This is a genomic window from Verrucomicrobium sp. BvORR034 (assembly GCF_000739635.1).
Lineage (GTDB): Bacteria > Verrucomicrobiota > Verrucomicrobiia > Verrucomicrobiales > Verrucomicrobiaceae > Verrucomicrobium.
The window spans coordinates 15346-27950 of sequence record NZ_BATQ01000149.1 but is presented as its reverse complement, the minus strand read 5'-3'; the positions used below and the strand labels follow the sequence as shown (position 1 = coordinate 27950).

At 61.5% G+C, this 12605-nt stretch carries 11 protein-coding genes; 6 read left to right on the top strand and 5 right to left on the bottom strand.

The window, feature by feature from the left end; genetic code table 11:
• Nucleotides 1-12 precede the first annotated feature (12 nt).
• A complete protein-coding gene (locus tag BV034_RS26285) occupies nt 13-828 on the bottom strand; it encodes an SDR family oxidoreductase (RefSeq protein ID WP_050029932.1) in 816 nt (271 codons plus the stop codon).
• 158 nt (nt 829-986) lie between these two features.
• Here BV034_RS26285 and BV034_RS26280 point away from each other — a divergent pair, with 158 nt between their 5' ends.
• Nucleotides 987-3092 (top strand): LamG-like jellyroll fold domain-containing protein, encoded by a 2106-nt coding sequence (locus BV034_RS26280; protein WP_081888125.1) that lies wholly within the window; start codon nt 987-989, stop codon nt 3090-3092.
• A gap of 10 nt (nt 3093-3102) precedes the next feature.
• Here BV034_RS26280 and BV034_RS26275 read toward each other — a convergent pair whose 3' ends face one another.
• Nucleotides 3103-3750: a cyclic nucleotide-binding domain-containing protein gene (locus BV034_RS26275; protein ID WP_050029930.1), complete on the bottom strand. Its 648-nt coding sequence runs from the start codon at nt 3748-3750 to the stop codon at nt 3103-3105.
• A gap of 206 nt (nt 3751-3956) precedes the next feature.
• Between BV034_RS26275 and BV034_RS26270 the strand changes: the two genes are divergently transcribed.
• Both BV034_RS26270 and dgt read left to right on the top strand, forming a co-directional pair.
• On the top strand, nt 3957-6155 hold the full coding sequence (locus tag BV034_RS26270; RefSeq protein WP_050029929.1) for a hypothetical protein: 2199 nt from the start codon (nt 3957-3959) through the stop codon (nt 6153-6155).
• A 35-nt stretch (nt 6156-6190) separates the two neighbouring features.
• Entirely contained in the window at nt 6191-7468 is a 1278-nt protein-coding gene (dgt, locus tag BV034_RS26265; RefSeq protein WP_265593496.1) for a dGTP triphosphohydrolase, read from the top strand.
• A gap of 371 nt (nt 7469-7839) precedes the next feature.
• On the opposite strand, the gene BV034_RS26260 is transcribed toward dgt, so the two are convergent.
• Nucleotides 7840-8460: a methyltransferase domain-containing protein gene (locus BV034_RS26260; protein ID WP_050029927.1), complete on the bottom strand. Its 621-nt coding sequence runs from the start codon at nt 8458-8460 to the stop codon at nt 7840-7842.
• Nucleotides 8450-8602, bottom strand: a complete 153-nt coding sequence (locus BV034_RS26255) for a hypothetical protein (protein ID WP_265593495.1) — start codon at nt 8600-8602, stop codon at nt 8450-8452. Before BV034_RS26255 ends, BV034_RS26260 begins: the two co-directional genes overlap by 11 nt.
• On the opposite strand from BV034_RS26255, the gene BV034_RS26250 reads away from it, so the two are divergent.
• On the top strand, nt 8601-9317 hold the full coding sequence (locus tag BV034_RS26250) for a hypothetical protein (protein ID WP_265593494.1): 717 nt from the start codon (nt 8601-8603) through the stop codon (nt 9315-9317). The genes BV034_RS26255 and BV034_RS26250 overlap by 2 nt on opposite strands.
• On the opposite strand, the gene BV034_RS26245 is transcribed toward BV034_RS26250, so the two are convergent.
• The gene (locus tag BV034_RS26245) at nt 9307-10230 is read right to left on the bottom strand and encodes a LuxR C-terminal-related transcriptional regulator (protein ID WP_050029924.1); all 924 of its coding nucleotides are present in this window, start codon (nt 10228-10230) and stop codon (nt 9307-9309) included. The two genes, BV034_RS26250 and BV034_RS26245, sit on opposite strands and share 11 nt — an antisense overlap.
• 505 nt (nt 10231-10735) lie before the next feature.
• Here BV034_RS26245 and BV034_RS26240 point away from each other — a divergent pair.
• Both BV034_RS26240 and BV034_RS26235 read left to right on the top strand, forming a co-directional pair.
• Nucleotides 10736-11239 (top strand): hypothetical protein, encoded by a 504-nt coding sequence (locus BV034_RS26240; RefSeq protein WP_050029923.1) that lies wholly within the window; start codon nt 10736-10738, stop codon nt 11237-11239.
• A gap of 88 nt (nt 11240-11327) precedes the next feature.
• Nucleotides 11328-12605 carry an MFS transporter gene (locus BV034_RS26235; protein ID WP_050029922.1) on the top strand — a complete coding sequence of 426 codons (1278 nt, stop codon included), beginning with the start codon at nt 11328-11330 and terminating at the stop codon, nt 12603-12605.

Genomic DNA, 12605 nt, shown 5'->3' with positions numbered 1-12605 from the left:
TGAAATCAGCTTCTATTTCTTCCGGGGCAGCGCGCGCGTTGCCCCGCCGCTGATGCCGCCGTCCACCAGCAACGTCTGGCCGGTGACATAACGGCTGCCTTCAGAGGCAAGGAAGAGCAGGGGTGACTCGAGGTCGTCCATGCTGCCGGGGCGTTTGACGGGGATGCGGTCGGTCAGGTAGTCCACCCAGTCTGCGTCCTGGTACATGACCGCATTCTGTGCGGTCTTGAACCAGCCGGGGGCCAGGACGTTGACGGTGATGCCGTCCTTGCCCCAGTCATCGGCCAGGCTCATGGCGAGTTGTTTCACCCCGCCGCGGCTTGCGCCATAGGGGGCGAGACCGGCGTAGCCTGCCACGCAGGTGACGGAGCCGATGAGAATGATGCGCCCGTATTGGGCGGGGATCATGAGTTCCTTCGCGGCCTGTTGGGCGAGGAAAAACGAGCCCCGCAGGTTGGTGTCGAGAATAAGGTTCCAGTCATCCCAGGTGACGTCCACAGAGGGTTTGCGCACGTTGCAGCCCGCGTTGCAGACAAGGATGTCCAGCTTGCTGTAGTGGGCCTTGGCTTCCTGAACGGAGGCCACGATGCTTTCATAAGACCGCACGTCCAGCTCCAGCGGGAGCGCCCGTCGACCGAGGTCTTCCACCCGCTTCACGATGTCGTCCAGGGACTTCAGGGTGCGGCTGGTGAGCACCAGATCCGCACCAGCCTGGGCCAGGGTCATGGCGAAGCGGTCCCCCAGACCACGGGAGGTGCCGGAGACAAATGCGACCTGTCCGGCGAGGGAAGGTGTGGACGGAGAGGGGGGCGAAGCGGGACTGCTCATGGTATGGGTGAGTGAGAAAAAGGAGGGTTATCAAACGCAGGGAGCGGCCCGGTGGCAAGGAGATGTCCTTCGATTTGTAGTCGGCCCTTGTACCCGCGTGGCACTTTCCCGCATCCCAAGCTTGGAATCGCATTATTTTGGCTATATAAAATATTTGCATGCTAGCAACATTCCGCCGCCCAACGTACTTTGCAGGCCGGGCTCGATCTCTGGGCCTGTGGTTGACGCTGGGCTTCGGCCTTGCTGGGCTGCACGTGGAGGCGGCTTCGCCCGCGTCTAGCAAGGCGGCGAAGCCCAAGCCTCCCGCTGCCATTCCGGTGGCCCAGGTGCCCTCGGTCGTTGAGGGGCTCCAGGCATTGGGAAGCGGTCCAGCCCGCTTGGTATGGGTGTTGGGGCGGGATGTAGAGGACCTGTTCGTGCAGGGGAAGACGGGCCAGCTCTATGTGCTGGATACGGAGGATGGTAAAGGCCAGCGCTGCCTGCTGGAGGAGGTGACCAGCTACGCGAAGCCCATGCTCTCTCCTGACGGACGGCAGATTGTTTTTACCAATCTGGACCAGAAGGCTGTCTTTGCAGTGAACTTCGACGGCACCGGTTTGCGCAAGTTGATGGAGGGGTACGCCTCCGATGTCTGGTGGGACCCGGTAACCAGCCACACCTGGGTGTATGTGCGCCAGGGGTATCGGAATACCCGCGGTGCCGTCATCCGCTGTCGGCTGGACGATCCGAAGGTGACGGAGAAGGTCTGGCAGGCTGCGCCGACGGGGCAGCCCTTTATTTCCTATTTCCAGCTCAGCCGGGACGGCAGTGCGGCCGTGGATACGTTCCCCTGGCCGCAGGTGGGGCTGGCGAACATCAGTGAGGGCGGCTACTCCGCCTTGGGCAAAGGGTGCTGGCCGGGCATTGCTCCGGATGACAGTGACCGCTGCTTTTACTTCACCGGCACGCACAATGCGATTGTGCTCTCCGACCCCTTTGCCAAGACCACCCGGACCATCTCGATGACGACCATGCCGGGGCTGAGTTCTCCCACCGCGTTCCATCCCCGCTGGAGCAATCATCCCCGCATCCTCACGGTGACGGCACCGGAGGGAAAGCCCGACACGGAACTGTATGCCGGGATCTTCGACGTGAACTTCACGAAGATCGAGAAATGGGTGCGCATCACCTACAACCAGCAGGCGGAGTGCTTTGGCGATGCGTGGTTTGCCACGGGCATCCAGCCCGTGAAGACGGAGTCATTGTTCGCCAGGAAACGGGAATCCACGAAGCCCAAGACGGTGAGCCCGGGGCTGGTCTTCCGCTGGGAGAATGAGAAGGCCACGAACGCCATCTTTGATCCGGATGGTGGAAATAACCGCTTCTGCAGGGCGGTGTTGGAAGGGGATGCGGTGCCCAACGCGTGGTCCGGCGCGGAGTTGAAGAACGGTGCCCTGGTGGCGGATGAGGAAAGCACAGCCGCCGCTCTCCAGGCTTGCTCCGGGCAGCAGTCGTTCAGTCTCGCGTTCAGCGCGCAGGCGGCCAGGACGGGTAGCAATGCCAAAGGCACGCTGGTGTCCATCAGCCGGCAGGGCAAGGTGCCAGCGCTCAGCGTGGACCAGGTGGGGCCTGCGTTGTTTGTCACCGTGCAGACCGATGATGGCAAGGTGAAGCATCTGGGCATGGGGGCGGTGTCGGACCTCGAACCCACGCAATGGCTGCTGGTATATGCGGATGGCCTGCTGGAGTGCTATCGCAATGGTTTGATGGAGCGGAGCAGCAATGTGCGGCCGGAATTTATGAGCTGGAGCACCTCCGGTCTCCGCTTTGGTTCCCGATCCGATGGCACAGAACCCTGGCAGGGGGCGCTCGATGGCATCGAGATTTTCCAGCGTCCTCTGGCTCCGCGGGAGGCGGCAGAGCTCTACACGCATGAAGCGGGAAACTGGGCCCAGCGCACGGCCCCGGCCCGCCTGGTGGTGGAGGCAGAACTGGTGGAACGCAGCACACTGCCGGATCCTGCGAAGATCGCGCCCTACACCCGCGCGCTCGTGGAGAGCGTCTGGAAGGTACGCAAGGTGCTGGACGGGACGCTCAAGGAGAAGCGGCTCGTCGTGCTGCACTGGTGCATCCTGGGCAGCCAGCCAGTGGAGACCCCTGCCAAGCCGGGGACGCTGAAGCAATTGACCGTCGAGCCGCTGGAGGCTCATGCCCAGCTTCAGGGCGAACTACGGGCAACTGACGTCCTGGACGCCGAGCTGCCCGTGTTTTATGAAGTCCGTTGAGAGGGACCGATTACCGGCGGGTCTTGCCGCGAGCAGCCGGCTTCGTCTTGGCGAGGGGCTTGCGCTTGGCGCTGACGGGCCGACGCGTTGGGGCGGCCTTCGTGCGGGTCGCTTTCGGGGCGGCTACGTGGTTGCCCTCAGCTTTGCCAGCCTGCTCTTCCAGCTGCCCACGCAGGAGCTTCACTTCCAGCTCCAGCTCAGAAAGCCGGCGGGAAGTGTTCTGGAGGCGGGAGGCGGTGATGCGGGCAATGAACTCAAAGAGCGCTGCGTAGAAGGCGGGGTACTCCTCACGGGGCTTGATGTCCTGCAGGAACTTCTGGTCCACCGCCAGGCAGACGGAAGGCTTGGCGGCCACGACCGTGGCGGAGCGTGTGTCTTCGTTGACGAGTGCCAGTTCGCCAAAGATTTCGCCGGGGCGGGTGATCGTCACGAGGCTCTTGCCGTCCTTGCGGACCTCCATGGCCCCGCTCAGCAGGATGTAGATGCGAGAATCGACCGCGCCTTCCTGAATGATCGCGTCGCCGACTTCGCACTGAATGTAGCTGCTTGAATTCAGCACGTCATCCAGCTGCTCCTCGCTGAACGAGCCCAAAAAGGGCACGGACCGGAGCGAATCAGGCACTTGGCCATGCTCGTGAATAAACGCGAATTCTTTCATGTGGGTGAGATTGTGTCAAAAAGTGAGGAAGAAGGAAAGGGTGCAGTCAGCAGGAGCAGCAAAAACCAAGCCCGCCGTGTCGCAAGTGACAAGGCTTCCTCCGCGGCTGTTCATTTTCAATGACAAACTCATTCATGTTTTTGCGAATCTGCGGGGCAAATCACGTGGTTGCGCAGACGGAGACGCATGATTAAGTTTTCCGTTCCATGAAAATATCCCCCCGACTGCGTTATCACGCGCTGTTCCTGTCAGCCGGTGTCACCCTGGCGCTGACCCAATGTGAGAAAAAAGACACTCCAGGCCCAGGTGCAGAAGCAGGCTCAGGTGCCCCATCCAGCGTAGCCCCCGCTTCGCCGTCCCCGGCTGCCGTGGTCCCTCCGCCCAAGGCGCCGTCCCTGGCGGATCATGCGGCGAAGCTCGGCTTTGTGGCCAAGCTGCCGGTAGGAACGGAGTTCTACTTCGGCACCACACAGCTCAAGCAGCATCTGGAAGAGCTGAAGAAGTCCGCCTACTGGAAGGACATGAACGCGCTGGTGCAGGACAAAACGCCTGCGCCCACGGCGGGAGACAAGTCCCTCAACACCCTCCAGGAAATGTGGGGGGATGATATTTTCATCGCCGGTGGAGCTGGATTTGCGCAGACTGCGGCCCTGTTGCGGGATTTCAACCGCCTCTACAATGAGGTGTACTTCAAGGCCCTGCTCGCGGGTGGCGCGGCGAGCCTGAAAGGCGAGGAGGTGGGATCCAATCCCATGATCTACCTGCAGTCGTTCCTCAGCGACCCCGCATCGATTGAGCGACTGGCGGACTTCATTGGCAAATTTGAGCTCATGCCGCTGGTCGTGGGGGTGAAGACTGCCAAGCCGGAGGATGCTCTGGCGTTCCTGAACAACACCAAGCAGTTGGAAGAGAAGAAGATCTTCCAGATGAGCGATCTGAAGACTCCCGGAGGTCATGACTTCCGCGTGGCCACAGTGGATCTCGCACTGCTGCTCCCAGAGGAGAACCAAGCCCAGATGCTGGCCATGATCCCCGAAGGGCTGCCAGAACAGACGGTCAAGACCATTGAAAAAGCGTACGACGCGGTGCAGGCGAAGAAGTTCAAGCTGGCCTGGGGCGTGGTGGACAGCCACTTGGTGCTGGCTTGCGGCATGAACCTGGACCACCTGAGCCTGGTGGCAGATCCTGCAGCCTCAGTACTCTCCAAGCCGGAAATGGCCCGCCTGCTGCCCTACACGGGCAAAAACCTCGTGGGTCTGACCTACGCCAGCTCTGCAACGATGGGGGCTCTCAATGATGACCAGCCCTTCGTGCCAATGTTGCGCGGTCTGGTGGATGCCATGAAGGAGAACGAGATGTTCAAGGAAATGGGCGCCGTGCTGGACAAACAGCTCGGGGAACTGGCTCCGCTGGAAAAGGCGGTTTATGGCGCAGAGAGCAGCACGCTGACGGCTGCAGCCTGGTGGGACAAGGGTGTGCACTTCGAATCCTACGGCGGCATCAAGCCCAAGTTCCTGGATCACGGCAAGCCGCTGGACTACGCGAAGCTTATCGACAAGGCGGGGGTGGTCTTCGGCATTGCCTACCACCGGAACGAAGGCTACGGCAAGGACTTCCGCGCCTGGATGGAAAAGCTGGCAGGCATGCTCTACACCGGTGCCCAGGAACTCGTGAAAGCGGGCATTGCCGGGCCCGATGGCGGCCAGCAGTTTGCCCAGTTTGAATCGACCTTCCTCCCAGTGCTGCTGAAGGCCTATGAGGCGGACAAGAACATGGACGACAAGGGCATGGGCAGTGAACTGGCCGTGATCCTGGACGTGAATGGCAAAATGCCTGAACTGCCCGGCCTGCCTCCGGAGTCCAAGGGCTCGAAGTTCCCCCGCATCACCACGGTGGGTGCGGTGAAGGACCGGGAAGAACTGGGCAAGGGCTGGGCGACGATCAGCGAATCCATCAACGGTCTGATCCCGTCGGAACCCGGGGCTCCTTCGCTCTTCAAGCTGGGGGATCCCATCACGTCGGAGAAGAACGGTGTCACCACCTACTTCTACGGGCTGCCTTTCCTGAGCGGGGATCTCCTGCCCGTGGCCAGCATCAATGACAAGGTGTTGCTCCTGAGCACCTCGAAAGAGGCGGCGGAGTCTTTTGCGGGCGACCTGAACCAGCCGGCGACGAAGACGGTGGACGGTTGCGTGTGGAAGCTGGATGTGGGTGCCCTGGCCGACTATCTGGCTGTGGCCTCCACGCTCTCTCCCACCCAGACGCCTGAGAAGGCCAAGGAACTCAAGGAAAACCTCAAGTGGGTGAAGCCCTTTGGGGCTCTGGACGGCCGGATCTTTGAAGAGAATGGCGTGACCCGGAACTCCCTGCATTGGGCGATCTCCGACGTGGTTTCCTTCGACTGATCCTGTTTCTCCCTCTCCCAAGCGCCGCAATGTCCGTGAACCGACTCTACTCGGCCTTCGATACCGAGCATCCCAAGCCCCGGCTTACTTCAGGCCAGGACCACCGGACGCCGTTTCAAATCGACCGGGACCGGATTCTGCACAGTTCCGCATTGCGGCGCCTTCAGGGGAAGACCCAGGTGTTTTACTCCTTCCTGGGTGGGGAGTATGACTTCTACCGCACCCGCCTTACCCACAGTCTGGAGGTGGCCCAGATCGGGCGCTCCATCTGTGGCTGGCTCAGCAAATCGAGCGAACTGCTGAGAGACGGGGAGAGTGTGGATGCGGACCTCGTGGAAGCCGCCTGTCTGGCCCATGACCTGGGGCATCCGCCCTTTGGCCACACGGGAGAGAGGGCGCTGCACGACCTCATGGCCCCGTATGGAGGGTTCGAGGGAAATGCCCAAACGCTGCGCCAGCTCACGGTGACGCTCTTTGCTGAGAGCCGCGATGGCATCAACGCCACCCGGGCGCTGCTCGATGGGGTGCTCAAGTACAAGACCCTGCAGGTGGAGACACCGGAGGCCGCCAATCACTATCTCTACAACGACCAGGAGACCTACCTGGATTTCGTCCTGGGATCTCAAGCCTTTCCCACTGAACTGACCCCGGGCAAGGAACGCAACGGATTCCGCTCTCTGGAGTGCCAGATCATGGACTGGGCGGATGACACGGCGTATTCCATCAACGACCTCGCCGATGCGATCCAGGCGGGGTTTATCACACCGGTCAAACTTGAGGCCTGGGCCGGCCGGCGGACCCTCTCAGAGGCTGAGGCCGCCCACGTGAACTTCCTGCTCAAGGCCATGCGTGATGGCAAGGTGGAGGCCCGTCTGGGGCGGAGCATCGGCGAGCACATCCGCGCCTGCCACCTGGAGGAGCGGGGTAATTTCCTCAGTGCCAGCACGCGTCGCTATCACTTCGGCTTGGTGGTGGAGCCTGACATTGCCGCGCGTGCCAAGGTGAACAAACGCATCGCGAAGGAGCTCGTCTTCGACACCCCGCAGCTTCAGCAGCTGGATTTCAAGGCCGCCAGCGTCATTGAGCGGCTCTTCAATGCATTGAAGGATCATTACATCGAACCTGCACCGGGACGCCGCTCCCTGCACCTGCTGCCAGAGCCTGTGGCAAAGGCCATCAAGGCCGAGCCGGAGAAGGATCAGCGCGCCCGTCTGGTGTGCGACTGGATTGCGAATCTCACCGACCGCAGCGCCTTCCGTGTGCACCAGCGTCTGTTTGATACCAGCGCCGGGGCACTGGAGGATTTGTTGTAGAGGGCGACGCACGGCACCCGCGCTCCGTTATAGCTCGTAGTTGCACTCGTGAGAGTGCGGAGGGTGGCGGGGCCTTGTGGGGTGATCCGGTCGTCATGGGTGATAAGCGGCCTGACCAGGTTCTCACGAACCCAGCTACGACTGAGTGGCTTCCCGTCGGTAGCTCGTAGCTGCACTCGTGAGAGTGCGGAGGGTGGCGCGGCCCTGTGGGGTGATCTGATTCGTCATGGGTGACAAGCGGCCTGACCAGGTTCTCACGAACCCAGCCACGACTGAGTGGCTTTCTGTAGGCAGCTCGGAATTGCTCGGTAAAACGCCTCCGCCACGCGAGCCCGCCGCAGCCCCACTTACCACTTTTCACTCTCAACTTTTCACGCCGCCTTCGCCGCCTTCGCCGCGATCAGCACCCGCTCCCGTCCCACCCTGCCCGGATAGCCGGTCGTGGGCACCCAAGACTCCTGCACTCTGAACCCCGCTTCCGCCCAGAGCCCGGTCAGTTCCTCCGGCGAGATCCCAAAGGGGGGACCGGTTTCGCCGGGGTCCATCTCGGGATCGATGAAGAACACGCCCGCTACCAGGCCTCCACCTTTGAGCGCGGCATACACGCCCTGGATATAAGACTTCCGCAATTCCGGAGGCAATGCGCACAGGCAGGTGTGCTCCCAGACGAGGTCGAACTTGCCCCGGAGCTCCTCAGGCAGGTCGAACAGACTTGCCAACACGTACTGGACGCCTTGTCCTGCGTCCAGTGAGCGGGCTCGATCCACGGCCAGCGGGGCAATGTCCACCCCCGTGGCGCGGCAGCCCTGAGCGGCCAGCCAGCGGGCGTCAGAGCCTGTGCCGCAGCCCGGCACCATCACCTCGCCCTGGAAGAGCTGGGGATGGCGTTGCTGCACCTCCGCCAGCACGGGCGTGGGCAGGCCTTTGTCCCATGGGGTTTCGCCGGTTTCATAGAGCTGGTTCCAGTCGGGGGATGCGATTTCAGGTTTCAAAATCAGGATTGGAAATTAAGATGTGTTGATCAGTATGGCCGTCCCGGATTCCTTTTGGGGAATCAGCTCCCGCCGCCTTCAGCAGCGTGGGATTCACCCTTCCAAATACGTCGCCACCCCAACCCACGAGACCGAAGTTCATGCCGCCCCGCGCCGCCATCAGCAATTTCATCATGACCGTGGTGATCCTGTTCTTCATGCTGATGCTGGGCATGCTGCTGAAGGCCCGCTATCGGCTGCCCTCAGAATCGAAGGGGGAGACCGAGGACGCGGTCCCCAAGGCCATTCCTGTCGCCATCCCGGTCGAGGAGACGGTCTATGAAACTCGGGCGTACAAAGAGGGGGACTGGTGGGTGCTGCCGCATCCTGAGCTGGTGGTGAGCCGCGCCAGTGAGCCAGACACCCTCCGCATCCGCAGTGGTCCGAAGGAGGATGTGTTCACCCTCTACTTTGTGGATGCCGCAGAAACCACCTGGATGCGGCCCCGTCGGTTGCGGGATCAGGCGGAGTTCTTCCGCAAGACTCCCGATGATCAGGTGATCGAGGCGGGGACCAAGGCGCTAGGCTGGGTGACGGATCTACTCTCCAAGCGCCCCTTCACGGTGTACACGAAGTGGGGGAGGGTGCCGGAGACTGAGCGCTACTACGCATTTATCAAGGTGGAGGTGGAGCCGGGAAAATTTGAGGATCTGGGTGAGATGCTCGTGCGTCGGGGCTACGCCTCACCAGCGGGACAGCAGACCCGGCCCATGCCGGAGAGTCTGCCCCCGGTGGAGCGCTACATTACCAGTCTGGGCAAGGCGATGGCACAGGCCAAGGCCGAGCGCACGGGATTGTGGCACGTCGTCACCCCCTGATAGAGGAACGCGCCGGTGCCGGAGCGGGCACGTTCTCCACTGGGGAGAATCCAGAGGCATCCGGTGCTGGCGCCGCCAGGAAGCCGGGCGTCTTGGGGTTGGCCCCCTCACTGGGAACAAAACCGGGGGCAGCCTGGGAGAGGATGAGCGCGGCGGTGGTGCGATCCTCCGCACCGATGTGGTTGAAAATGCTGCGCAGATGGAATTTCACACCTGCCTGGGTCACGTTCAGCAGTTGGGCAATCACGGGGTTGGACTTCCCAATGGCCAGCCACACGGCCACGTCCAGCTGTCGCGACGTCAGTTCCGGGTACACCAGCATGAGCCGCTGACGGAGGCCCATGTTGCGGGCCGCCCGCTGCGAAGCATGCATGTACAGAGTCTCAAAATGCTGGCGCAGCAGGGTCGCGATGGCCCGGTCTTCCTCCTTGAAGGGCGCGCTGCTCCGGCGCATGGCGCCAAAGGCGATCACTTTGGTATCACAGGGGAAGTTGAAACCCAGGACGTGCTTCACGCCGATGGGGCCGTACACCTGCTGAATGATGGGGTTGGCAGCGAGTTCTGAAGGCGACATGCACTCCGCCGCGAAGAGCACCCGGCCTTGATAATACTGGGGCAGGGCCTCAAAGAAGGGATGGCCCCTCGGTGTGGTAGCGTAGCGGTTCAGGGCTTCACGCACTTCGGGTGAGTCATCCGTGCACATGCCGCGGTTTTGCCATGTGGAGTGGTCCACCTCTCCATACACGGCAAAATCAGAGATGGTCAGCTCACGGAGCAGCTCCGCCGTCAGACGGGGAAACTGGGCGAGCTCCGGTTCGTTGCCGTACAAGTCCACGAGCCGGCTGTTGAGCAGGGATTGGCGGGGGTCTGAGGCGGAATCGCTGGCGGCTGGGGGTACAGGAGCGTTCGTCATGCTTTTAGAAAAAGGGGGAATTCCTGTCGTCAGAGTGGAGTCCACGTCTGCAACAGCATGTCAAAATACTATCCGATGGGTCAGTTGTCCCCAACGAAGTATCTTGGCATGTTAGTTCCGAGTAAAGTTCTGCCTGAAATACATCCGTAGGAAAGATGCTTTCAGGTCCGGAACCTTGGCTGCCCCGTTTCCACAGTTCCCTTGACGGATTCCAGAAGGCATCGCCTGCAGGATGCCTTGCTCACACTGGACTCTGCATCAAGACCCCACACAGAGCCCCGCCTGAATCTTGAGGCGGGGCTCTGCTGTTTTACAGGCCAAACCTCAAAATATCCGCTCTACGGATGAGGAAACGAAGACATTGGGGGGGATCTTAGAGAGTTTCGCGATTTTTCCGTCTTTGCAGACGGTTTGGAGAAACGACGGGTCAGTTTTGCCATCCTGTCCAGCTTAGCGGCTCACCAACTCCTCCTTGAGTTTGTCCCCGCCCATGCTCGGGTGTGCCATGCCACACCGCCAAAGATGGAGTGCAAAAAAGACCGGCATCTTCTTTGTCATCCTTGCCTTTTTGGGCATAGGCATGCTCGGCGGATCCTGGTGGTACGGCAGCCATACTGCTCCCAAAGTGGACGCGGCACGGGCCGTTGCGATGGACAACGGAAGGGAATTTCTCAGAACCGTCCCGCTCCCCTCCGGAAGCACCCTCTACAGCCCCTTGAAGGAAGAATTGTCCACTTACCGCCGTGGGCCATTGCATGGGGTGAAAACTCACATCACCTGGCACACTGAGTACAATGCCCCGGGGACCTTTGAAGAAGGCCTTCGACACTTTGAGGCTGTTCTCACTCAGCAGGGGTGGCAGAGAAGAGAGGTGCGCGTGCCTTCGGTCCTGCAGCAGGAGTGGGCGCGGCCTCCATTCATCCTGACAATCGGTGACCGGGGATTTTGGCAGTATCCCCGCTCCCATCGGTTTTCCCTGATGCTTCAGTGGGACTGGAACTTTGAATGACCGCCGTGTGGGGCTGCGAAGTTACCCACCGTTTTGTCCGGTAATTCGAGCTTGCCACATCCCGTAGTGGCCTTCACACTCGCGCGCCATGTCCCAGACCGTGACCCGACTTAGAGATCTGACCAAGCAGCAAAAACGTTCCGGTCTGGCCGCGTGGCTGGGGTGGTTGTTCGACGGGCTGGACATGCATCTCTACACGCTGGTGGCGATGCCTTTCGTGGCAGCCCTGCTCATGACGGATACCGGAGATCCGCAGGTGAAAGTGAAGTCCTCCATCATCCAGGGACTCTTCCTAGTGGGGTGGGCGCTCGGTGGGGCATTCTTTGGCCGGGTGGGGGATCTCCTGGGGCGTCGGAAGGCGCTGGTGTTGACGATCCTTACCTATGCGTGTTTTACCGGCTTGTCCGCCCTTGCCCAGACGTGGTGGCAACTGGGGATCTGCCGCTTCCTGGCCGCTCTCGGCATCGGCGGGGAGTGGGCCGTAGGGGCTTCGCTGCTGGTGGAGACCTGGCCGAAGAAGTGGCGTCCGTGGATTGCGGCGGTTCTCCAGAGTGCGGTGAACTGCGGTATCATGCTGGCATGTCTGGCAGGATTTCTCCTCAAAGAGGACGAGAGCAACCGCCTGATCTTCCTGGTGGGCATCCTGCCAGCGCTGATCACGCTCTGGATCCGCAAGGCGGTGCCGGAGACGGAGGAATGGGAGGCTGCCCAACACAAGGTGAAGCCCCCGGGGGTGATGGAGCTTTTCAGCCCGCAAGTGCGAGGAGTCACCTGGCGGGTGCTGCTGATTTGCGCCGTGTCGCTCACGGCCCACTGGGCCTTCATGTTCTGGCAGCAGGCGCACGTCCGGGCCTTGCCGGAGTTCGCCAATGTGACGGCGGCGGAAAAGAACAGCGTGGCCGTGACGTCGCTCTTCTGGGTGATGGTGGGCTCTGTGATCGGGAACTTCGTGGCCGGTGGTCTGGCCAAGCTTCTGGGGTATCGCAACGCGATCGTGCTCATGCTGGCGGCGTACGCCGGCTCCATGTGGTTGTGCTTCCACACGACGTGGAGCTATCAGGCCACGCTGTGGTTGTTTGCCTTGATCGGCTTGTGCCAGGGGGTGTTTGGTCTTTTCACCATGTGCCTGCCTCCACTCTTCCCCACGCTCTTGCGCACTACAGGGGCCGGTTTCTGCTACAACTTCGGTCGCATCGTGGCCGCTGCGGGCACGGTCTATTTTGGGCTGGCCGCTACGGGCAAGGTGGATGACTACCGCATCGCCCTGTTGAATGCTGGCTATCTCTTCATTCCCGCGGCGATCGTCGCCTTCCTGCTGCCGCATGAGAAGGACCAGGATGACCAGGTGAACCTGCCGGCGGACTGA